Annotated in this window: 16 protein-coding genes; 2 read left to right on the top strand and 14 right to left on the bottom strand. The window is 65.1% G+C overall.

Annotated features, from left to right (window positions below):
* Positions 1-19: 19 nt before the first annotated feature.
* Together pta and xsc are read right to left on the bottom strand one after the other, a co-directional pair.
* Positions 20-1,036, bottom strand: coding sequence for a phosphate acetyltransferase (gene pta / locus C662_RS05175; protein WP_002925818.1), 1,017 nt, complete (start codon positions 1,034-1,036; stop codon positions 20-22).
* Between the two features lie 179 nt (positions 1,037-1,215).
* Complete coding sequence (gene xsc / locus C662_RS05170; RefSeq protein WP_002925815.1) at positions 1,216-3,033, bottom strand: sulfoacetaldehyde acetyltransferase; 1,818 nt, start codon at positions 3,031-3,033, stop codon at positions 1,216-1,218.
* Between the two features lie 159 nt (positions 3,034-3,192).
* Between xsc and C662_RS05165 the strand changes: the two genes are divergently transcribed.
* Both C662_RS05165 and C662_RS05160 read left to right on the top strand, forming a co-directional pair.
* Positions 3,193-4,014: an IclR family transcriptional regulator gene (locus C662_RS05165; protein WP_002925813.1), complete on the top strand. Its 822-nt coding sequence runs from the start codon at positions 3,193-3,195 to the stop codon at positions 4,012-4,014.
* 33 nt (positions 4,015-4,047) lie between these two features.
* Positions 4,048-5,301, top strand: coding sequence for a D-amino acid dehydrogenase (locus C662_RS05160; RefSeq protein WP_002925807.1), 1,254 nt, complete (start codon positions 4,048-4,050; stop codon positions 5,299-5,301).
* Positions 5,302-5,348: 47 nt separating this feature from the next.
* On the opposite strand, the gene C662_RS05155 is transcribed toward C662_RS05160, so the two are convergent.
* The 12 genes from C662_RS05155 to C662_RS05100 form a co-directional block, all read right to left on the bottom strand.
* The gene (locus C662_RS05155; protein ID WP_232433220.1) at positions 5,349-7,328 is read right to left on the bottom strand and encodes an LTA synthase family protein; all 1,980 of its coding nucleotides are present in this window, start codon (positions 7,326-7,328) and stop codon (positions 5,349-5,351) included.
* Positions 7,329-7,470: 142 nt separating this feature from the next.
* On the bottom strand, positions 7,471-7,905 hold the full coding sequence (gene aroQ / locus C662_RS05150; RefSeq protein ID WP_002925804.1) for a type II 3-dehydroquinate dehydratase: 435 nt from the start codon (positions 7,903-7,905) through the stop codon (positions 7,471-7,473).
* A gap of 81 nt (positions 7,906-7,986) precedes the next feature.
* The gene (locus C662_RS05145) at positions 7,987-9,450 is read right to left on the bottom strand and encodes a glutamate synthase subunit beta (RefSeq protein WP_002925803.1); all 1,464 of its coding nucleotides are present in this window, start codon (positions 9,448-9,450) and stop codon (positions 7,987-7,989) included.
* Positions 9,451-14,133: a glutamate synthase-related protein gene (locus C662_RS05140; protein WP_002925802.1), complete on the bottom strand. Its 4,683-nt coding sequence runs from the start codon at positions 14,131-14,133 to the stop codon at positions 9,451-9,453.
* 341 nt (positions 14,134-14,474) lie between these two features.
* Complete coding sequence (locus C662_RS05135) at positions 14,475-15,599, bottom strand: deoxyguanosinetriphosphate triphosphohydrolase (protein WP_002925801.1); 1,125 nt, start codon at positions 15,597-15,599, stop codon at positions 14,475-14,477.
* 38 nt (positions 15,600-15,637) lie between these two features.
* Complete coding sequence (gene aroB / locus C662_RS05130) at positions 15,638-16,720, bottom strand: 3-dehydroquinate synthase (RefSeq protein ID WP_002925800.1); 1,083 nt, start codon at positions 16,718-16,720, stop codon at positions 15,638-15,640.
* The gene (locus C662_RS05125; RefSeq protein ID WP_002925799.1) at positions 16,708-17,238 is read right to left on the bottom strand and encodes a shikimate kinase; all 531 of its coding nucleotides are present in this window, start codon (positions 17,236-17,238) and stop codon (positions 16,708-16,710) included. The genes aroB and C662_RS05125 overlap by 13 nt, the downstream gene beginning before the upstream one ends.
* 86 nt (positions 17,239-17,324) lie before the next feature.
* Entirely contained in the window at positions 17,325-19,547 is a 2,223-nt protein-coding gene (gene pilQ / locus C662_RS05120; RefSeq protein WP_198291828.1) for a type IV pilus secretin PilQ, read from the bottom strand.
* Positions 19,544-20,062 (bottom strand): pilus assembly protein PilP, encoded by a 519-nt coding sequence (locus tag C662_RS05115; RefSeq protein ID WP_002925797.1) that lies wholly within the window; start codon positions 20,060-20,062, stop codon positions 19,544-19,546. Before C662_RS05115 ends, pilQ begins: the two co-directional genes overlap by 4 nt.
* A complete protein-coding gene (locus C662_RS05110; protein WP_002925796.1) occupies positions 20,062-20,739 on the bottom strand; it encodes a type 4a pilus biogenesis protein PilO in 678 nt (225 codons plus the stop codon). Before C662_RS05110 ends, C662_RS05115 begins: the two co-directional genes overlap by 1 nt.
* Complete coding sequence (locus tag C662_RS05105; protein ID WP_002925795.1) at positions 20,736-21,329, bottom strand: PilN domain-containing protein; 594 nt, start codon at positions 21,327-21,329, stop codon at positions 20,736-20,738. Before C662_RS05105 ends, C662_RS05110 begins: the two co-directional genes overlap by 4 nt.
* Positions 21,326-22,402, bottom strand: a complete 1,077-nt coding sequence (locus tag C662_RS05100; protein WP_002925794.1) for a pilus assembly protein PilM — start codon at positions 22,400-22,402, stop codon at positions 21,326-21,328. Before C662_RS05100 ends, C662_RS05105 begins: the two co-directional genes overlap by 4 nt.
* Positions 22,403-22,518: the final 116 nt, after the last annotated feature.

The raw sequence follows: 22,518 nt of genomic DNA, 5'->3' as shown, positions 1-22,518 counted from the left end.
GACGCGTCCGCCACTGTACTTAGCGCGCCGCCCTGGCTGCGGCATCCTGTGCCTGGACGACGGTCACCGCGATGACGTGGAACACGTCCTCGGCGCTGCAACCGCGTGACAGATCGTTGGCCGGCTTGGCCAGGCCCTGCAGCAACGGCCCGATGGCGACCGCGCCGCCGACGCGCTCGGCAAGCTTGTAGCCGATGTTGCCGGCCTCGAGATTGGGGAAGATCAGTACGTTGGCCCGCCCCTTCACCTGCGACTGGGGGAGCTTTCGATTCGCAATCTCGGCGACGATGGCGGCATCGAGCTGGACGTCGCCATCTATCGCCAGTCCAGGGCGCAGCGCCTTGACGCGCTCGGAAGCGGCAACGACCTTGTCCACCGCTGCATGCTTGGCGCTACCGCTCGTGGAGAAGGACAACATCGCCACGCGCGGTTCCTCTCCGAGCAGGCTGCGGGCACTGTCGGACGCGGCCATTGCGATCTCGGCCAGCGCCTCGGCGTCCGGATCGACCACCAGGCCGCAATCCGAAAAGATGAGCCCTCCCTTCAGACTGTGGAAGGGCTCGCACATCATCATCAGGAAGAAGCTCGACACAAGCTTGAACGCCGGGTCGGTACCGATCACCTGGATCGCGGTCCGCACCACGTCGGCGGTGGTGTGCACCGCGCCGGCCACCGAGCCGTCGGCATCGCCCATGCGCACCATGAGGTTGGCGAACACGAGCGGCTTGCGCACCTCCTCCGCAGCTGCCGCGCGCGTCATGCCCTTCTTCTCGCGCAGCCGGAACAGCTCCTCGGCATAGCCCTCGGCGAGAGGCGAATCGGCCGGGTCGATCAGGGTCATGCCGCTGAGGTCGATGGCCTCGTTCTCCGCCAACTGGGTAATGCGGGCACGATCGCCGACCAGCAGGATGCGCGCAGTACCTTCGCGTGTCGCGCGCAGCCCGGCCTGCAGCACGCGTGGGTCGTCGCCTTCGCACAGCGCGATGCGCCCCGGATTGGCACGGGCGCGATCGATGATGCGATTGATAGCCTTCATGATTCTGGGTCCTCTGCATCCCGCCCTGCACACGCTCGAGCGGGAAAAGATGCCGGCCGCCAGGGCACGGGGCCCTGGCGCCGGCCAAGCTCAATCCCAGGGGGAGGGAGGAGTGGATTGAGCGGAGGAACCCGCCACGCCCGAGCTGGGCGCGGCGGGGGTTCGGAACCCCGGAGCGCTCAGACGTAGTCCTTGTACTTGTCGAGGAATCGCACCGGCTTGGAGAGCGCGTCACGACGGAACGGGTCGCCCAGCTCGCGCGTGCACATGATCTCGATGATCGTCGTCTTGCCATGGTTCATCTGCAGGTCGATCGCCTTCTTCAGCGCCGGCCCCACGTCCTCCAGACGATCGACCGTGATGCCCTCGGCACCCATCGCACGCGCGATCTCGGCAAAGCTCTGGTTGTCCAGCTCGCCAGCGACGAAGCGGCGGTTGTAGAAGTCCACCTGGTTCTTCTTCTCCGCACCCCACTGACGGTTGTGGAACACCACCGCGGTCACCGGAATGTTGTGGCGCACGCAGGTCATCGTCTCCATCAGGCTCATGCCCCAGGCGCCGTCACCCGCGTACGACACCGCCGGACGGTGCGGCGCGGCCACCTTGGCGCCGATGATGGTCGGGAAGGCGTAGCCGCAGTTGCCAAAGCTCATCGCCGCGAAGAAGCTCCTCGGCTTCTCAAAGCGCAGGTAGCTGTTGGCCACCGAGTTGATGTTGCCGATGTCGGTCGACACCATCACGTCCTCGGGCATCGCCTTCTCGAGCTCGCGCAGCACCTGGCGCGGGTGCAGGTACTCGCCGCCCGAGAACGGCTTCTCCTTGGCGTTCTCTTCGATCATGTCCAGGCTGAACGGGTCGCGCTCGTGCGTCCATTCGTCGAGCTCCTTCTCCCACGCGGCTTTCTCGGCGGCGATCTTCGCCGCGCGCTCGCCCTTGGTGGCGTCGCAGTCGAGCGCACGATTCGCGAGCCGCGCCGTCAGTGCCACCGCCGCCGCCTTGGCATCACCGCAGATGCCCACCGAGATCTTCTTCACCAGCCCGAGCATCTTGTTGTCCGCGTCGATCTGGATGATCTTCGCGTTCTTGGGCCAGTAGTCCATGCCGTGCTGCGGCAGCGTACCGAACGGGCCCAGGCGCGAACCCAGCGCCACCACCACGTCGGCCTGGCTGATCAGCTTCATCGCCGCCTTCGAGCCCTGGTAGCCCAGCGGGCCGCACCACAGCGGGTGGCTCGCCGGGAACGAGTCGTTGTGCAGGTAGCTGTTGACCACCGGCGCGCCCAGGCGCTCGGCCAGCGCCTTGCACTCCTCGATCGCGTCGGCCATCACCACGCCGCCGCCCGAGATGATCACCGGGAACTTGGCCTTGGCCAGCAGCTCGGCCGCTTCATTGAGGCTTTGCTCGCCGCCCGCGCCACGGTCCAGCCGCGCCGGCTTGGGGATCTCGCAGGTGATCTCGCCGTAGAAGTAGTCGCGCGGAATGTTCAGCTGCGTCGGGCCCATCTCGCTCATCGCCCGGTCGAAGCAGCGACCGGTGTACTCGGCCATGCGCGCCGGGTGGGTGACGTGGCCCTGGTACTTGGTGAACTCCTGGAACATCGGCAGCTGCTTGCACTCCTGGAAGCCGCCCAGCCCCATCGTCATCGTGCCCGTCTCGGGGGTGATGATCACCACCGGGCTGTGCGCCCAGTAGGCCGCGCCGATCGCGGTCACGCAGTTGCTGATGCCCGGGCCGTTCTGGCCGATCACCACGCCGTGGCGGCCCGACACCCGCGAGTAGCCGTCGGCCATGTGGCCCGCGCCCTGCTCGTGCACCACCGGGATCAGCCGGATGCCGGCCGGCGCGAAAATGTCCATCGCGTCCATGAAGGCCGAGCCCATGATGCCGAACATGTCGGTGACGCCGTTGGCCACCAGGGTTTCGACGAAGGCTTCGGAGGGGGTCATCTTGGTCGGGCCGCTGGCCACGCTGCGGCCGTCGGGGGTGGGCTGGCTCATGCTGTCTCCTGGGAGTTAGTTGAACGAAATCGGTACCAAACATTCCGATATCCGAGATACGTGAACGCACTCTAGGTCCAACACCCCAAAAGGTCAACATCAAATTCCAAAAAACGGTACGATACGTTCACTTTTCAGGAATATTTCGGAGAGGACACCATGACTGAGCTCCGTTCGAACCGCGCCGAGATCGCCAAGATCGATGGCGATACCCCCACCATGCGTTTGCTGGCGCTGCTCGAGGTCATTGCGGCCAAGGACCAGCTCGTGACGCTGCAGGGGCTCGTCGAGGAAACCGGCCTGCCCAAGCCGACCCTGCACCGCATGCTCCAGCAACTGGAGGCGGCAGGCATGCTCCAGCGCGACAGCGATGGGCGGCAGTACGGCACCGGCGCGCGCCTGCGCCGCCTCGCCGAGAACCTCCTCCTCAATGACACGATCCATGGGGCGCGCCACGCCGTGCTGCGGCAGCTCGTGGAAGAAGTGGGCGAAAGCTGCAACATCACCGCGTTGTCGGGAAGCGAGGTCTTGTATCTGGACCGCGTCGAGACAGCCGCCCCACTGCGCTTCTATCTGCATCCGGGCTCGCGGGTTCCGGCGCACTGCTCCGCAAGCGGCAAGCTGTTCCTGGCACAGATGACACCCGCCCAACGCCGCCGACTGCTCGCCAACGCGCCGCTGATGCAATACACGACGCGTACGCTCACCAACCTGAACGCCCTTGAAGCCGAAATCGAGCAGGTGCGCGAGCTTGGCTATGCCTTCGACAACGAGGAGTTTCTGCCCGGCCTGTTCTGCATTGCCGTCCTTGTGCCCGCGCCCGAGGGGCGTTCGAACATGGGCATCGCCATGCAGGCCCCGATCATGCGGATGACCGAACGCAACGCTCTCGACTCCTTACCGGCGCTGCGCCGCGCGGCCTCGGCACTGGCGGCAATCGAAGCCGACAGCGCCGGTAGCTCGCAGGCCGAGTGCGCCTGAGTCAGAACCAGCACGTGGATCGGGGAGGCCAGGATGAGGATTGCGGTGCTCGGCGGCGGCGTCATCGGCATCAGCACTGCCTGGTACTTGCACAGCAAGGGCTTCGAGGTGACGGTCATAGATCGCCAACCCGATGCCGGCATGGAGACCAGCTATGCCAATGGCGGGCAGATCTCGGTGTCGCATGCCGAACCTTGGGCAAGCCCGCGTACGCCTTTGAAAGCCCTGTACTGGCTCGGTCGCGAAGACGCGCCACTGCGCTTCCGGCTGCGCGCCGACAGGGCACTGCTAAACTGGTCGGCGGCCTTCCTCCGCGAATGCCTGCCGTGGCGCACACGCGCCAACATTGGACGCATCGTGGAGTTGGCGCGCTACAGCCGCAGCGAACTACAGAGGCTGCGCGCCGCCTTTGCAGAGGATTGCCCGCTTGACTACGACCATCAGGAACGCGGGATCCTGCACTTCTACACCGACCGCCGGGAGTATGAGCACGCGCTGCGTGCGGCATCTGTCCTGCGCGACTTCGGTTGTGACCGGCGGCCAGTCGGGGTCGATGAGTGCATTGCGATCGAACCCGCGCTCGAGGGTGCCCGCAAGCTGCTGGTGGGCGGTGACTTCACCGCCGACGATGAGTCCGGGGATGCACATCGCTTCACCCGAAGCCTCGGCGAGCGCTGCCGGCGCGCCGGCGTGGCATTTCGCTTCGGCACCACGATCACGAACCTTGAGCGCACAGGGCAGCGCATTGCTGCTGCACGTACGCTTCAGGGCGAGCACATCGAAGCGGATGGTTTCATCGTCGCCACGGGCAGCGCCAGCCCACAGCTGCTGACGCCACTGGGCATTCGCGCACCCATTTATCCGGCCAAGGGCTACTCGGCGACGATTCCCCTCTCAGAAGATAGCGTTGCGCCGTTCACCAGCCTGACCGATGACGGCCACAAACTCGTGTTCTCGCGCCTGGGGAACTCGCTGCGGGTCGCCGGTACGGCCGAGTTCGACGGCTTCAACCTGCGCCCCAACCTCGTCCGCCAGGAGGCCATGATGCGCCGGGTGCACGAGCTGTTCCCTCAGCTCAGGCCCGCGGGCGCAGCAAAGACCTGGTGCGGGCTTCGACCAGCGACCCCGGGAGGCGTACCCCTCGTGGGCGCAACCCGCTACGAGAACCTGTGGCTGAACACCGGCCACGGCACACTCGGATGGACCATGGCCTGCGGATCGGCCGCCGCGCTGAGCGACCTGGTTGCGGGGCACGCACCCGCGGTGCATCTAGCTGAAGTTGCCTGAAAGGGCTCAAGCTGCGCAGCGCGCACGCCCCCCCAGGCGGGGCGGCGTCAGACGTCCGGCGCGCCCTCGGCGGCCAAGGTATCGAGCGCGGCTTCCACCGTCACCTCCTCGGCCTCCAGCTCCACCGTCTGCAGCATCGGCTTGCCTGCCGGAGCCTGCAGCGCATGTTGGGCGCCGCTGAAGAGGTCGCGCTTGAGCGTCTCGATGGCTGCAACCCAGGCGGCAACCGGCTCGCACTCGGGCAGGAGTTCGCCATTGCGGCACACCGTGAGGCGCTTGCCTTCGAGCGCCAGCTGGACCCCGGGCAAGGGGCGGATTCGGACCGCATCGTCACTGCGCGCAGCAAAGCGCAGCATGGTCTCACGCTCGTCGTCGAGCAGATCGAGGATGAGCGCGGGCAAGGCGTAGATCGGCAGGTCGCCGGTGCGCAAGGGACCACGCTTGCCGTCGATGACCACGAGCGGAGTCGACACCAGGGTACGGAACATGGGGTCGTCGAACTGTGCGCGGTTCGGCGCGAGCAGGCCTGACTCGGCATAGCCGCCATGGTTCCAGCCCAGCGAAGGCAGATGGTCGCCGAACAGCACGATGATGGCGTCGGGGTCACGCCCGCGCAGTTCGCCGAGGAAGGCCATCAGTTCGCGCGACTTGTAATACACCGTGTTGGCATAAGCCTTGACCAGGGCGTTGTCGGTCCTGGTATCGATGACCTGCGGGCGCTGCGCGTTGAGCGGATAGTCGAGGTGGCCAAAATAGGTCAGCACATAGTTGAACACCGGCTGGCCATTACCGAGCTCAGGGCCGATGCGTTCGAGCACCTGGCGATAGAGCGACGCATCGCTGAGGAACTCGCGGTTCATGTCGTCGAGTTCGAAGTCGCGGTCGGACCAGTAGTGCTCGAAACCAATGCGTCGGTAGGCGTTGATGCGGTTCCAGAACGGCGCCGCATTCGGGTGCGAGGCGTAGCTGCGGTAGCCGGCCTCGCCCAGGTGACGCGGCAGGCAGGGCACGTCGCGCCGCAGCCGGCCTTCGAAGAAGACGGCATCGGTCATCACCGGGAAGCCGCACAAGGCCTCGAACTCGGCATTTGCAGTGTAGCCGCCGAACACCGGCGACATCACCTTGGCGTTGCCGGCAGCTTTCCACAGCTTGCGGAAGGCCGGATCGAGCGGGTCGGCCGACAGACCGGCCGCCTTGAGCGCCACCGGATCCCAGAAGGACTCGAGCACGATCATGTGCACATTGCGCCCGCCCCGTCCGTCACGACGGGCCGCGGCGCGCATGAAGGGGCTGGGCTGAGTCGCACCGAGCAGGGCGAGCGCGCCATCAACCTCGTCGGAGGCCGGTGCAGCCCCCCTGCGCGCAAGGTTGCGCGCCGCCTCCTGCACCAGATGAATGGGCAGGCCGCGCATCTCATAGTTGCCGCGCTGGTTCCACACCCAGTCGCCAAAGCGGGCATCCATCCAGCTCGTGACCACGGCCGGCTGGGCAACGATCATCCAGACGCCCGCGGCCACCGCGGCCACGGTGCCCCAGGCGCGCGGACGGCGCCAGGCGAACATCCAGGCCAGAGCCCCCAGCGGCAACGCGAGCATCGCCACGCTGCCCCAAAGCTGCCAGCCTTCCAGCAACAAAAAGAGATTTCGTGCCGCGACGAAGTCGTCGGGCATGACCGGGCCGCCCAGCACCGCAAGTTTGAGCGCATTACCTACCGTAAACGCAGAGAACAGCACGGCCATCGCCACGCCGAAGCGCGCGACGCTGCGCGCCATCAGGAACAGCAGGCCGCCGATCAGCAGGTGTGCGGAGAGGTCACGCAGCCAGGCGTCCGGACGCGGCGCCACATCCAGGAAATGGGCGCTGGCCCATTGTGCGAGCGCATACCAGGCGGCCACCAGGCCCAACGCATAGCCCCACTCGCGCACGTGACGAAGCCCTGCGCGCGGACGCGTGACGCCGACAGCGGGAGACTGCGCCGCTGACTGTGACTCGGACCTGGCGGGGGAACGGCTTGCGGACGTGGGCACGGCGGCACTCCGGAAGAAAATCGGGAGTGAGGATAATACGCGTGTAACAATCGTCTGTTATCGAACGCGTCCGCTTTTCCCCGCAATGCAACAACGCAAATTGCGACAAGTCTTTGCGACCCGCAGCCGCCCACTCACGGTCTCAGCAACGGGAAGCGACGAACTGCAGCGCAAGTCCGTAGCCCTGAGTGCCGAAGCCGGCCATCACCGCCTCGGCAACATCCGACAAGTACGAGTGGTGACGGAAGGGCTCGCGCTTGTGCACGTTCGAGATATGCACCTCGACGAAGGGGATCGCCACCCCGGCAAGCGCATCGCGGATCGCCACGCTGGTATGCGTGTAGGCACCCGGGTTGATGAGCACCCAGGCGACGCCCTCGCCACGCGCGGCATGGATGCGATCGACAATCGCGCCTTCATGGTTGCTCTGGAAGCACAGCACCTCGACGCCCAGCGCCTCGCCCTGCTCCTGCAGGCCGCGCTCGACATCGGCAAGGGTGGTGGCGCCGTAGATCTCGGGCTCGCGCGTACCGAGCAGGTTTAGGTTGGGGCCGTTGATGACGAGAACCTTGGGCATGGGGCAGGACTCCGCAAAACACAGTCGTAAAAAAGGCGGCCCGCAGACCGCCTTTCGCGAATCGCTTCAGCGCAGAGGATATCAGCGCGGCAGCAGGCTCTCACCCATCAGGAACTCATCGACTGCGCGGGCGCACTGGCGACCTTCCCTGATTGCCCAAACGACCAGCGACTGGCCACGGCGCATGTCGCCGGCGGCGAATACCTTGGGCACGTTGGTGGTGTAGCAGCCTTCACCGTCGGTGGTCGCCTTCGCGTTGCCGCGCGCGTCCTTGTCGACACCGAAGGCCTCGAGCACACCGCCCACCGGCTGGGTGAAGCCCATGGCGAACAGCACGAGGTCGGCCTTGATCTCGAACTCGGAGCCCGGCACCTCGGACATCCTGCCGTCCTTCCACTCCAGGCGACAGGCCTTGAGCGCCTTGACCTTGCCGTTCTTGCCGATGAACTCCTTGGTCGCAACAGCGAAGTCGCGCTCGCAGCCTTCCTCGTGCGAGGAGGAGGTGCGCAGCTTGGTCGGCCAGTACGGCCACACCAGCGGCTTGTTCTCCTGCTCGGGCGGCATCGGCATCAGCTCGAACTGGGTCACGCTCGCCGCACCGTGGCGGTTCGAGGTTCCGACACAATCGGAACCGGTGTCACCGCCGCCGATCACCACCACGTGCTTGCCCTTGGCCGAGATCGGGTTGGGCTTGTCGCCGGCGACCTGCTTGTTCTGCGGGATGAGGAACTCGAGCGCGTAATGCACGCCACCGAGCTCGCGCCCCGGCACCGGCAGGTCGCGCGGCACTTCGGCGCCGCCTGCCAGCACCACGGCATCGAAGTCCTTCTGCAGTTGCTCGGCGCTGATGACTTCCTTGGCATCATTGACGATGCCGGCCGGCATGTCCTTCGCGGCGACGAGCACACCGGTGCGGAAGCGCACGCCCTCGGCCTGCATCTGCTCGACACGGCGGTCGATCAGGCCCTTCTCCATCTTGAAATCGGGGATGCCATAGCGCAGCAGGCCGCCGATGCGGTCGTTCTTCTCGAACACGGTGACGTCATGGCCGGCGCGTGCCAGCTGCTGCGCAGCCGCCAGGCCCGCCGGGCCGGAACCGACCACCGCAACCTTCTTGCCGGTCCGGGTTTCGGGCGGCAGCGGCAGCACCCAGCCTTCTTCCCAGGCCTTGTCGATGATGGCGTGCTCGATCGACTTGATGCCCACCGCGTCGGTGTTGATGTTCAGCGTGCACGCGGCCTCGCAGGGCGCGGGGCAGATACGGCCGGTGAACTCGGGGAAGTTGTTGGTCGAGTGCAGCACCTCGATCGCCTCGCGCCAGTGGCCGCGATACACGAGGTCGTTCCAGTCCGGAATGATGTTGTTGACCGGGCAGCCGTTGTTGCAGAACGGGATACCACAGTCCATGCAACGCGCGCCCTGGACCGATGCCTGCTCGTCGGTCAGGCGCAGGACGAACTCCTTGTAGGTCTTCAGGCGCTTGTCGACCGGCTCGTAGGCCTCTGACAGACGCTGATGCTCCAGAAATCCAGTGGGCTTGCCCATTTATGCGGCCTCCTTCTCTGCTTCACGCGCCTCGGCCATCTCGGCCAGCGCGCGACGGTACTCATGCGGGAACACCTTGACGAACTTCTTCCGCCAGGTGGCCCAGTTGTTCAGGATCTCGCGGGCGCGCACGCTGCCGGCGAAGCGGACATGGCGCTCGATCAGGCCCTTGAGGATGAGCTCGTCGCCCATCGTCAGGTGGTCGATGTCGACACGGCCATGGGATTCGAGATCGTCACCCGACTCCGAGCCCTTGCGCGCAGCGATCTCGTCGGGCAGCGGTTCGAGCGCAACCTGCGCCATGTTGCAGCGCTGCTCGAAAGTGCCGTCCTCGTCGAGCACGTAGGCCACGCCGCCCGACATGCCGGCGGCGAAGTTGCGGCCGGTCTGGCCGAGCACGACCACGGTGCCGCCGGTCATGTACTCGCAGCCATGGTCACCCACGCCTTCCACCACCGCAGTGGCGCCGGAGTTGCGCACTGCGAAGCGCTCGCCGGCAACGCCAGCGAAGTACACCTCACCCTCGGTGGCGCCATAGAGCACGGTGTTGCCGACGATGATGTTCTCCGGCGTGCTGCCGCGGAACTCGGCCTTCGGACGCACGACGATGCGCCCACCCGACAGCCCCTTGCCGACGTAGTCGTTACCCTCGCCCACCAGCTCGAGCGTCACGCCACGTGCCAGGAAGGCGCCGAAGCTCTGGCCCGCGGTGCCGTTGAGGCGAATGTGGATGGTGTCGTTGGGCAGGCCGGCGTGGCCGTAGCGCGCTGCAACCTGTCCGGAGAGCATGGCACCGACCGTGCGGTTGATGTTGCGCACCGGCAGGTCGATGTTGACCTTCTCGCCCTTCTCGAGCGCCGGCTTGGCAAGTGCGATCAGCTGCTGGTCGAGCGCGCCCTCGAGGCCGTGGTCCTGGGTCTCGGTGTGCAGTCGCGGCACTTCGGCCGGCACCGGCGGCAGGTAGAAGATGCGCGAGTAGTCCAGCCCTTGTGCCTTCCAGTGCGCGATGCCCTGCTTCATGTCGAGCAGGTCGGCACGGCCGATGAGCTCGTCGAACTTGCGCACGCCGAGCTGGGCCATCAGCTCGCGCACTTCTTCGGCGACAAAGAAGAAGTAGTTGACGACGTGCTCGGGCTGGCCCTGGAAGCGCGCGCGCAGCACCGGATCCTGGGTGGCGACGCCAACCGGGCAGGTGTTGAGGTGGCACTTGCGCATCATGATGCAGCCTTCGACGACCAGCGGCGCGGTGGCGAAGCCGAACTCGTCGGCGCCGAGCAGCGCGCCGACGACGACGTCGCGGCCGGTCTTGATCTGGCCGTCGACCTGGAGGCGGATGCGCGAACGCAGGCGGTTGAGCACCAGCGTCTGCTGGGTCTCGGCCAAGCCGAGCTCCCACGGCGAACCGGCGTGCTTGATCGAGCTCCACGGCGAGGCGCCAGTGCCGCCGTCATGGCCGGCGACGACGATGTGGTCGGCCTTGGCCTTGGCCACGCCTGCGGCCACCGTGCCGATGCCGATCTCGGACACCAGCTTGACCGAGATGCTCGCAACCGGGTTGGCGTTCTTGAGGTCGTGGATGAGCTGGGCCAGGTCTTCGATCGAATAGATGTCATGGTGCGGCGGCGGCGAGATGAGGCCGACGCCGGGCACCGAGTGGCGCAGGAAGCCAATGTACTCCGAGACCTTGTGACCGGGCAGCTGGCCCCCTTCGCCGGGCTTCGCGCCCTGGGCCATCTTGATCTGGATCTGGTCGGCGTTGACCAGGTACTCGGTGGTGACGCCGAAGCGGCCCGAGGCCACCTGCTTGATCGCCGAGCGCAGCGAGTCGCCAGCCTTGAGCTCGAGGTCGCGCGCAATGCGCTTCTCACCGATCACCTGCGACAGGCGGATGGCCTCGGTCAGCGGCTTGAAGCGCATCGGGTCTTCGCCGCCCTCGCCGGTGTTCGACTTGCCGCCGATGCGGTTCATTGCCACCGCGAGGGTGGTATGGGCTTCGGTGGAAATCGAGCCGAGCGACATGGCGCCGGTGGCAAAGCGTTTGACGATTTCCTTGGCGGGTTCGACCTCGTCCAGCGGCACCGGGGTGGCCGCAGTCTTGAACTCGAACAGGCCGCGCAGCGTCATGTGGCGCTTGCCCTGGTCGTTGATGATCTTGGCGTATTCCTTGTAGGTGTCGGCCTTGCCAGAGCGCGTGGCGTGCTGCAGTTTGGCGATCGCGTCCGGCGTCCACATGTGCTCTTCGCCGCGGATGCGGAAGGCGTACTCACCACCGGCATCGAGCATGTCGTGCAGTACCGGGTCGGCCGAGAACGCGGCCTTGTGCAGACGGATGGCCTCTTCCATCACCTCGAACACGCCGATACCCTCCACCTGGCTGGTGGTGCCGGTGAAGTACTTGTCGAGCAGTGCCTGCTTGAGGCCGACGGCCTCGAAGATCTGCGCGCCGGTGTAGGACATGTAGGTCGAGATGCCCATCTTGGACATGACCTTCATCAGGCCCTTGCCGACCGCCTTGACGAAATGCTTGACGTACTTGGCGGCGGCTTCGGCATCGCCCGCCATGTGCTCGAGCGTCTCGAGCGCGAGGTAGGGATGGATCGCCTCGGCGCCGTAGCCGGCGAGCACCGCGAAGTGGTGTACCTCGCGCGCAGAGCCGGTCTCGACCACCAGGCCGGTGCGCGTGCGCAGGCCCTTCTCCACCAGGTGCTGGTGGATCGCGGACAAGGCCAGCAGCGCCGGAATGGCGACGCGGTCGGCGGCCAGCTTGCGGTCGGACACGATCAGGATGTTGGTACCGCCCAGCACAGCGTTTTCGGCGTCGGCACAGAGCGAAGCCAGGCGCGCCTCCACGCCTTCGTTGCCCCACTCGGCCGGATAGCAGATATCAAGTTCGGCCGAGCGGAACTTGTTCTGCGTGTAGCGCGCGATGTTGCGGATCTTGGCCATGCCGGCGAAGTCGAGCACGGGCTGGCTGACCTCGAGGCGGAACGGCGGGTTGATCTCGTTGATCTCGAGCAGGTTCGGACGCGGGCCGATGAAGGACACCAGCGACATCACCATCTGCTCGCGGATCGGGTCGATCGGCGGGTTGGTGACCTGTGCGAAGAGCTGACGGAAGTAGTTGTACAGCGGCTTGTTCTTGGAGGACAACACCGCCAGCGGCGAGTCGTTGCCCATCGAGCCAGTGCCTTCCTCGCCACTCTTGCCCATCGGCTCGAGGATGAACTTGATGTCCTCCTGGGTGTAGCCGAAAGCCTGCTGACGGTCGAGCAGCGGCTCGACGCGCTCCGCAGCAGCGGCGGCGTCGACCACCGCAGGCGCCTCCAGCGTGTCGAGCTTGATGTTGATGCGGCGCAGCCAGTCGGCGTAGGGGCGAGCGTGGGCAAGCGACTCCTTGATCTCCTGATCGCCGATGATGCGGCCCTGCTCCATGTCGATCAGGAACATCTTGCCCGGCTGCAAGCGCCACTTCTTGACGATCTTGCTGTCGGGGATGGGCAGCACGCCGGACTCGGAGGCCATGACGACCAGGTCGTCGTCGGTAACCAGATAGCGCGCCGGACGCAGGCCGTTGCGGTCGAGGGTGGCGCCGATCTGGCGGCCGTCCGTGAAGGCGACCGCAGCGGGACCGTCCCACGGCTCCATCATCGCCGCGTGGTACTCGTAGAAGGCACGGCGCTTCTCGTCCATCTGCGTGTGCGACTCCCAGGCCTCCGGGATCATCATCATCATCGCGTGGGCGAGCGAATAACCGCTCATCACCAGCAGTTCGAGCGCGTTGTCGAACGACGCCGAGTCGGACTGACCGGGGTAGATCAGCGGCCAGATCTTCTGCAGATCGTCGCCAAGCAGCGGCGAATGCACGCCCTTCTCGCGCGCGCGCATCCAGTTGTAGTTGCCGCGCAGGGTGTTGATCTCGCCGTTGTGGGCGATGTAGCGGAACGGGTGGGCGAGGTTCCACTTCGGGAAGGTGTTGGTCGAGAAACGCTGGTGCACCAGGGCCAGCGCCGAGTTCGCACGCGGATCGACCAGATCCAGGTAGTACTCGCCGACCTGGTTCGCGAGCAGCAGGCCCTTGTAGTTCACAGTGCGTGCCGACATCGACACCATGTAGAACTCCTTGCCGTGCTTGAGCTGCAACGCGCCAATGGCATTGGCGGCGCGGCGGCGCACAACGTAGAGCTTGCGCTCCAGCGCTTCGGTAACCATGACGTCGGCACCGCGGCCAATGAAGATCTGGCGGATCACCGGCTCCTTGGCCTTCACCGTCGGCGACATCGGCATGTCGTGATTGACCGGGACGTCGCGCCAGCCGAGCACGACCTGCCCTTCAGCCACCACCGCACGCTCGATCTCTTCTTCACAGGCCAGGCGGGAGGCGGCTTCCTTGGGCATGAACACCATGCCGACGCCGTACTCGCCGGGCAGCGGCAGGGTCACGCCCTGGGCGGCCATCTGTTCGCGGTAGAGCTGGTCGGGGATCTGGATCAGGATGCCGGCACCGTCGCCCTGCAGGGGGTCGGCACCAACCGCACCGCGGTGGTCGAGGTTCTTCAGGATTTCGAGGCCCTGCAGAATGATGTCATGACGTTTCTCGCCCTTGATGTGGGCGATGAAACCCACGCCACAGGCATCATGTTCGTTGGCGGGGTCGTACAGACCCTGCTTTTGGGGCTGATCCATCTTCTTTTCCTCAAACGACACGCAAGATCACGCGCAGGAGCCCAGGGAGGCCAGTCGGACCGGAGTCAGGTCCGATAAAACCGAACGCGCACAAAAAAGCCGGGCGCGCGCGCACCGGCTTTGTGATTTGCACCAACTTGGTGCAAAAACAGCTTTTGGATGACCAGGCAGATTGGGCAAATAGCCCGCATGCACCATTTTGGACACCGCCACCAGACAGGCTGTTGACGAAAAAAACTATACGCCCGCAAAACGCTGGGTTCAAGAATTTTTTTGCACTGCGGCAGCGATCTGGAGCAAGGTATTCCTGTGCGCCATTGGGCGGGTGCATGTGGCACGAATCAGTGGATCTCGCCAACGGCGAACAAGCGCCGATGCTCCTTCATGGCGTAGCGGTCGGTCATGCCCGCGATATAGTCGGCGATGGCCCGCGCCTTGTCATCGCGCGCCATCGCCTGGTACTGCGGCGGCAGGATGTGCGGATCGTCCATGAACGCGGCAAACAGATCGCTGACGATGCGGCGCGCCTTGTTCGTCATGCGCAGCACCTGGTAGTGGCGGTAAAGGTTCTCGCGCAGGAAGGCCTTGAGTTCGCGCAGTTGCACCAGCAGCGCCTCGGAATACGCCACCAGGCGGGGCGCGCGACGAACGTCGTCGAGCGAGGCGACACCGGCCGAGGCGACATTGGCGCGCGTTTGCTCGAGCAGATCGATGACCATCAGATGGATCATGCGGCGCACGGTCTCGTTGATCAGCTTGCGTCCCGCCAGCCCGGGCCAGCGCGCCTCGACTTCGCGACGCTGCGCGGCGAACAGAGCGACCTCTTCGAGCTGTTCGAGCGTGATCAGACCCGAGCGCAGCCCATCGTCCACATCGTGGTTGTTGTAGGCGATCTCGTCGGCAAGATTGGCGAGCTGGGCCTCGAGCGAGGGCTGGGTTCCTTCGAGGAAGCGCCGACCGACATCGCCCAGGCGTTCGGCATTGGCGCGCGAGCAGTGCTTGAGGATGCCCTCGCGGGTCTCGAACATGAGGTTCAGGCCGTCAAAGGCGGCATAGCGGTCCTCGAGTACGTCCACCGTGCGCAACGACTGCAGGTTGTGCTCGAAACCGCCGTGGTCGCGCATGCAGGCATTGAGCGCCTCCTGGCCGGCATGGCCGAAAGGCGTGTGGCCAAGATCGTGGGCAAGCGCGATGGATTCGGCGAGATCCTCGTTAAGCCCAAGCTGGCGGGCGATGCCACGGGTGATCTGCGCCACCTCGATACTGTGAGTAAGGCGGGTTCGAAACAGGTCGCCCTCGTGATTCACAAACACCTGGGTCTTGTACTCGAGGCGACGAAACGCAGTGGAATGCACGATACGATCACGGTCGCGCTGGAACTGACCGCGCGCCACCGGCACGGGTTCGTCGTGGGCACGGCCACGCGAGTTGTGTTCGGTGACCGCGTACGGCGCAAGCTGCAGCATCGGCATCTCCTCTGTTCAGACTCGCAACGCGCAAGCGCTCAGCGGCAGCGCGCCTCGATGGCGGCGGCGATATCGGTCTGCTGCGCATCGCCGTGGATCACCGCACGCCCCAGCTCACGCAGCAGCACGAGGCGCAGGCGCCCCGCCTCCACCTTCTTGTCGTGCGCCATGAGCTCGAGATAGCGCTCAGCCCCGAGCAGCGGCCCCCACACAGGCAGCCGCGCACGCTCGAACAGCGCGCCAACTCGCGCGACCTCGGCTTCGCCCAGCCAACCGAGACGACGCGACAACTCCGCTGCCATCATGGCGCCGGCAGCCACCGCCTCGCCATGAAGCCATTCGCCATAGCCAAGGCCGGTCTCGATCGCATGGCCGAAAGTGTGGCCGAGGTTCAGCAGCGCGCGCTCGCCCTGCTCAGTCTCATCCGCAGCCACCACCTCGGCCTTGTTGCGGCAGGAACGCTCGATCGCATACGCCAGCGCATCGGCGTCACGCGCCACCAGGCGCTCAAGGTTCTGCTCAAGCCAGGCGAGGAACTCGGGGTCGCGAATCAGCCCGTACTTGATGACCTCGGCCAGGCCTGCAGAGAGCTCGCGATCAGGCAGCGTGGCCAGCGTATCGATGTCGGCCAGCACCAGGCGGGGCTGGTAGAAGGCGCCGATCATGTTCTTGCCGAGTGGATGATTGATCGCCGTCTTGCCGCCCACCGAGGAGTCGACCTGGGCCAGCAGCGTGGTCGGCACCTGGATGAAGGGCATGCCGCGCTGGTAGCAGGCAGCGGCGAAGCCCCCCATGTCGCCCACGACACCCCCCCCCAGTGCGATCAGGGTGGTGGAACGCTCGCAGCGCTCGGCAAGCAGCATGTCGAAGATCCTGTTGAGGGTCTCCCAGTCCTTGTAGGCCTCGCCATCCGGCAGGCTGACCGCAGAGACGCCAACCCCCGCCTGCGCCAGCGCCGTGCTCAGGACCTCAAGGTAGAGCGGGCCGACGGTGTCGTTGGTGACGATCGCCACGCGTCGCGTCCTGAGGTGGGGCAGGATCAAATCGGCTCGCCCGAGCAGGCTGCGACCAATGTGAATGGGATAGGCGCGATCGCCGAGAGCGACGTTCAGGGTCTGCATGTACTGTGCTCGCGTTTCTTCAGCGCGTCCTCGATCAGGCGCACCATGGTTCCGGGATTCGTGCGCCCGCCATCGACGATGATGTGGGCCACCTCGCGATAGAGCGGATCGCGCTGACGGTAGAGTTCATCGATGCGCTGGCGCGGGTTCTCCACCTGAAGCAGCGGGCGGTTGCGATCGTGGCGGGTGCGCTCGTACAGGATCTGCGGCGGCACGTTGAGGTAAACCACCACACCACGCTCGCGCATCAGCGCACGGTTCTCGGGGGCAATCACCACGCCGCCACCGGTGGCGATGACGATGTCCGGCTCCAGGGTCAGCTCATCCATCATCTGCGTCTCACGACGCCGAAAACCCGTCTCGCCCTCGATTTCGAAAATGGTCGGGATAGTCACCCCGGTACGGGCAACGATCTCGTGGTCGCAGTCGGCAAAGCGCAGCTTGCGCCGCCGCGCCAGCTCCTTGCCTACCGTGGTCTTGCCGGCGCCCATCATGCCGATCAGTATCAGACAGCTCACGCGTGACTCGCCGGAAGTCGAGATGAAAAAGGGCGGGCACCCTTTCGGAATGCCCGCCCCGGCATTGTAACAGCTGCCGCCGCCGCTCAGCGGAGCGTCAGAGAATCGGCAACGATACGCGGCGTGATGAAGACGAGCAGTTCCTTGCGGTCGGAGACCCGCTTCTGCGCCCTGAACAGATGCCCCAGCACCGGCACGTCACCGAGCACCGGCACCTTGTCCACCCCAGTGGACTCCTCTTCCTCGTAGATGCCACCGATCACGACGGTGCCGCCGTTCTCGACCAGGACCTCGCTCTTGACGTTCTTGGTCTCGATCGGCGGCACACCGAGCAGCGCCCGTTCATAGATCGGACGATCCTTGTTCACCTCGATCGACAACTGAAGCCGCCCGTCTGGTGTGATCTGCGGCTTCACCTTCAGCGCCAGCACGGCCTTCTTGAACGAAACGCTGGTGGCACCGGAGCTCGACGCCTCCTGATAGGGAATCTCGGTACCCTGCTCGATCGAAGCCTCGACCTGGTTGGCCGTCAGCACACGCGGACTGGAAACGACTCGGCCACGGCCATCGGCCTCGAGCGCCTGCAGTTCGAGATTGAGGAAGCGCGTCAGGCTGTTGTTGAAGAGGGTCAGATTCAGCGCACCAAAGGCGCCGGCAACCGGCCGCCCGCTGACGACGTCACCGCCCTGAGTCACCACCTGACCAATCGAGTTGACCGATGTCGTTCCGGGCCTGAAGGTCTCGCGGATGAAGCCCGGAATCACGGGATCGCCCGGCTGGGGATCCGTGGGCTGCTGGCCGACAACCTCCAGCGCTCTCGTTCCGAACGCCGACTTGCCGAACCCGACCTGACCCAGGTTGCCGAGCTTTGCAGTCCCAAGGCTGCCAAGGCCAAGGCGGACACCGATTTCGCGCGAGAAGGTCTTGCTGGCCTCGACGATGCGCGCCTCGATCAACACCTGCCGGGGCGCAACGTCAATCTCCTGAACCAGACGCCGCAGCGCATCGAGACGGGACGCCACATCGGTCACGAAGACCTTGTTGCTGCGCTCGTCGACCACCACGCTACCACGCGAGGACAGCATGGTCTGGTCCTTGCTCTTCAGGAAATCAAAGATCTCCTTGGCCTTGTGGTAGTTGATCTGGAAGCTCTCGGTCTGCAACTGCTCGAGATCCTTGACCTGAGCCCGCGCCTCGAGTTGCAGGCGCTCACGCGCTGCCAGTTCGTCACCCGGCGCGACCCAGATCACGTTGCCGTTCTTGCGCATGTCCAGACCCTTGGCCTGGAGGATGATGTCGAGCGCCTGGTCCCACGGCACGTCTTTCAGTCGCAGCGTCAGGCCACCCTGAACGGAGTCGGAAGTGATGATGTTGAAGTTCGTGAAGTCGGCGATGACCTGCAGCACCGAACGCACGTCCACGTTCTGGAAGTTGAGCGACAGCTTCTCGCCCTGATACTGCCCACGCGCCGCCCCCTGCACCAGGCGGTTCGGATCCTCGACCAGTCGCTTGACCTCCAGCACGAAGCGGTTGTCGCTCTGGTAGGCGTTGTGCTCCCACAAGCCGTTGGGCGTGACTGTGAGGCGGACGCGGTCGCCGACCTGCTGCGCCGTCATCGAAGTCACCGGAGTGCCGAAGTCGGTGACATCCGAACGCCGGCGCAGATGCTCTGGCAGCGACGTCTTGAGGAAATCAACGACGAGATTGCCGCCCTGCTGGCGGATGTCGATACCGGTATCCGCACTCGAAAGATCGACGACGACGCGGCCATCTCCCTCGGTGCCACGCCGGAAATTGATGTCACGCACCGCAAACGCCGACGCGGCGGCAACCGGAGCCTCGGCAAAATTGCCACGCGATTCCGAGGCGACGCTCGCGCGCGCGGCCTGGACGTTGACCGGCGAGATGGCGACGATCACGTCGCGTCCCTCGACGCGCGTCTCGTAGGGACTCATGCGTACGAGGTTGAGCACCAGCCGCGTGCGATCGCCAGCCTGCACGATGTTGGCACTGCGCAGGTCACCCTGGTCGATGGCCTGAACGTTGCGACCCAACCCGTTGGCCGTGCCAGCGAAGTCGAAGGCGATGCGCGCCGGATTGGCCACGCTGAAGCTGGGCGGCACAGCTGTCAGCGGCTCCTTCAGGGTCAGGCGCACATACAGGGTGCCCCCCTGCTCGGCAACCTCCAGCCCCTCGATCTGGTTCGACAGCGCCTGCGCCTGCTCCGCCCCCTGCGCAAGGGCAGAAGGCACGGGCGCTACGCCGGCGACCATCGCCGCCAGCAGCAGCATTCCGATTCGATGTCTCATTTTCTGGTCTCCTGCTGCTCCTGCAATACCAGCGAACTGGTCCTTTCGACCCAGTCGCCGTAGACGTCTTCGACGAGTTCGCGCAAGGTCACTTCGCTCTCGCTGATGGCGGTGACGACCCCGAAGTTCTGTCCCATGTAATGTCCGACCTTTACCTGGTGGAGGGTGTTATTGACGCTCACCAGGGCATGTACGGTACGGCCCTGCTCAAGGACACCCACCATCTGCATGGATTCGAGCGGGTAAGCCTCGAGAGGCTCGCGGCGGCGGTCCATGTCAGGCCTCAGCGCACTCGCAGCACGCCGTTCGGGCTCCATGCGTGCCGACCGGAAAGGGTCGTCGCCCTGAACACCCGCATAATCGACAACGGCCAGCGGCAACAACTCGGGCAACTGCATGACCGAGCCACGCATCGTCCGCGCCTGTTCGGTCATCCATGCCTGCAGATCGTCCTGGTTGCCACCGGCACACCCGGCAAGCAATGCGCAGGCCGCGACCAATGAAGCCCTCTTCATCATCTGCTCCTCTGCGCTGCCGCTGCAGCCTGAGCCGCCTGGCGCTGCTGGGCGAGCTCTTCCTCGTCGAGATAACGATAGGTGGTCGCCTTGGCCTCGAACTTGAGCTTGCCATCCTCGCCCGCTCCCAGGGCGACGTTGTTGAGCGTGACGATTCGCGGCATGCGCGCGACATCGGCGACGAATTCGCCAAGGTCGTGATAGACCCCCTGAACCCTGACATCGATGGGCATCTCGGCGTAGAACTCCTTGACCACGTCAGCACCCGGCTTGAACAGCTCAAACTGCAAGCCACGACCCAGGCCCGCCTGGTTGATGTCCGACAGCAGCGAGTCCATCTCCGCACGATTGGGCAGTTGCTTGAGCAGCGCGCCGAACTGACGGTCGATCTCGGCAAGCTGCCGCCGGTGCTCTTCCAGATTCACCGCCTGCCGCTTCTTGGCGATCCAGCTGTCCCTCAGCTGCTGCTCCTCGGCGCGCACGCGCTCTAGCGAAGCGGCCTGGTCCTGCCAGTCGAACCACCAGAAGCCGGCAATCGTCAGCACGAACAAGCCGACGAACACAGCCACCCGAGGCGCGAGCGGCCACAAGCCCGGATCATTGGGATCCAGGCCCTTGAAGTCATTCACCAGGCGATCGAGATCGATGCCCTTTCCAAGTCTGGTACCGGTACTCATTGCGTCGCTCCCGTGGCGCCACCGGCAACGGCTTCCGTGACTTCCGCGCTGGGCTGCCGGATGCCGATACCCAGGGTGAACTCACTGACTCGCCGGGAGTCCAGCCTCGCCGCCTTGGCCTCGACGAGGACCGGCAACTCGAGGAAGGGAGAGGACTCGAGGTTGCGCATCAGGTGCGAAACTCGCGCGTTTGACTGCGCATACCCAACCAGCGTCACGCGACGGCCATTCTGCTGGATGGACTTCAGATAGACACCGTCCGGCATGCGATGCGCCAGTTCGTTGAACAAATGGACGGTCTCGGCCCGTGTCGTCTGCAACGACTCGATGACCTGCTTGCGCGCCAGCATGGCGTCGATCTGCCCACGCAAGCGTCGGATCTCGGCGATGTCGCGATCGAGACTTGCGATCTCTGCTTTCAGGAAGTCGTTGCGCTCACGCTGGCTGTCGATGTAACCCTCGTAAACCGCATGGACGACAAAACCAATCAATGCGCCAAGCACGATCATGAGCCCGGAGACCGCGTAGAACTGATGACGGCGCTGGCGACGCTTCTCGACGCGATGGGGGAGCAGGTTGATGCGGATCATGCGTCGAACCTCCGCAGCGCGAGGCCGCAAGCCGCCATCAGCGAGGGCGCATCGGCCAGCAGGCTCTTGGGCCGCAGCTTGGCATTGATCGTCATGCCGGCAAACGGGTTGGCGATGATGGTGTCGACCTGGGTGCGCGCCCCGACCACATCACCAAGGCCGGGCATCACGGCACAGCCGCCGGCAAGCACGATGTGATCGACCTGGTTGAACTGTGTAGAGGTGAAGAAGAACTGCAGCGCGCGCGAAACCTCGAGCGCCAGGCTGTCCATGAAAGGCCGCAGCAGGTCGCGCGCATAGCTGTCGGGCAATGACCCGGCGCGCTTGGCGGTCTCGGCCTCCTCGAAGCTCATGCCATACTGGCGCGCAATGTCCTGGGTGAGCTGCACGCCACCGAAGGCCTGCTCGCGCGCATAGAGCGACTGCCCGTTGCGAAACATCGTGACGTTCATGACATTGGCACCGACATCGACCAGAGCGACGACCTGATCGGCGCCTGCGCGTGGCAGTTGGCGGCAGACCAGTTCCAGCGCAGCCTCGGTGGCGAGCGACTCGACATCGACGATGACCGCCTTGAGCCCGGCAGCCTGGGCCACGGCAACCCGATCCTCGACCTTGTCCTTGCGCGACGCGGCAATCAGCACCTCGACGTCACCCTGGCTGCCGGGCGCCGGCCCGATCTCCTGGAAGTCGAGATTGACCTCCTCGAGTGCGAACGGGATGTACTGATTGGCCTCGGACTCGACGGCGAACTCCATCTCGGTTTCGCGCAAGCCCGCAGGCAGGATGATCTTCTTGGTAATGACCGACGACGACGGCAGGGCCACCGCAACATTGCGGACGCTGCCACCGAAACGGCGCAACGCGCGCTTGATCGCCTCGCTGACCGCCTCGAGGTTGGCGATGTTGCCGTCGACGACGGCGTCACGCGGCAAGGACTCGATTGCGTAGCGCTCGACTTTGTAAGCGTCCTTGTCACCCCCGGACAGCTCGACCAGCTTGACCGATGAGGACGAGATGTCGAGCCCGGCAAGCTGACGTGCCGCTGAGCTGAGAAAGGGGATTTCAATCACAAAGAAAGTCCTTACATTTCTTTATGTTACGCGCAAAACCTGAGCAGGCTTCTAGAATGCTAGCAACAAGGCCATGGGGTGTAAAGCAAACTGCATTTTTGACACATGCTGCATAC

It is taken from the genome of Thauera sp. 28 (genome assembly GCF_000310145.2).
Taxonomy (GTDB): Bacteria; Pseudomonadota; Gammaproteobacteria; order Burkholderiales; family Rhodocyclaceae; genus Thauera; species Thauera mechernichensis.
The sequence above is the reverse complement of the archived record's forward strand: the minus strand, read 5'-3'. Positions and strand labels throughout refer to the sequence as shown.

Bases quoted from the DNA above. Each gene is read 5' to 3' on its own strand.
- pta (WP_002925818.1), bottom strand. From the start codon at position 1,036: ATGAAGGCTATCAATCGCATCATCGATCGCGCCCGTGCCAATCCGGGG.
- xsc (WP_002925815.1), bottom strand. From the start codon at position 3,033: ATGAGCCAGCCCACCCCCGACGGCCGCAGCGTGGCCAGCGGCCCGACC.
- C662_RS05165 (WP_002925813.1), top strand. From the start codon at position 3,193: ATGACTGAGCTCCGTTCGAACCGCGCCGAGATCGCCAAGATCGATGGC.
- C662_RS05160 (WP_002925807.1), top strand. From the start codon at position 4,048: ATGAGGATTGCGGTGCTCGGCGGCGGCGTCATCGGCATCAGCACTGCC.
- aroQ (WP_002925804.1), bottom strand. From the start codon at position 7,905: ATGCCCAAGGTTCTCGTCATCAACGGCCCCAACCTAAACCTGCTCGGT.
- C662_RS05145 (WP_002925803.1), bottom strand. From the start codon at position 9,450: ATGGGCAAGCCCACTGGATTTCTGGAGCATCAGCGTCTGTCAGAGGCC.
- C662_RS05140 (WP_002925802.1), bottom strand. From the start codon at position 14,133: ATGGATCAGCCCCAAAAGCAGGGTCTGTACGACCCCGCCAACGAACAT.
- C662_RS05135 (WP_002925801.1), bottom strand. From the start codon at position 15,599: ATGCTGCAGCTTGCGCCGTACGCGGTCACCGAACACAACTCGCGTGGC.
- aroB (WP_002925800.1), bottom strand. From the start codon at position 16,720: ATGCAGACCCTGAACGTCGCTCTCGGCGATCGCGCCTATCCCATTCAC.
- pilQ (WP_198291828.1), bottom strand. From the start codon at position 19,547: ATGAGACATCGAATCGGAATGCTGCTGCTGGCGGCGATGGTCGCCGGC.
- C662_RS05115 (WP_002925797.1), bottom strand. From the start codon at position 20,062: ATGAAGAGGGCTTCATTGGTCGCGGCCTGCGCATTGCTTGCCGGGTGT.
- C662_RS05110 (WP_002925796.1), bottom strand. From the start codon at position 20,739: ATGAGTACCGGTACCAGACTTGGAAAGGGCATCGATCTCGATCGCCTG.
- C662_RS05105 (WP_002925795.1), bottom strand. From the start codon at position 21,329: ATGATCCGCATCAACCTGCTCCCCCATCGCGTCGAGAAGCGTCGCCAG.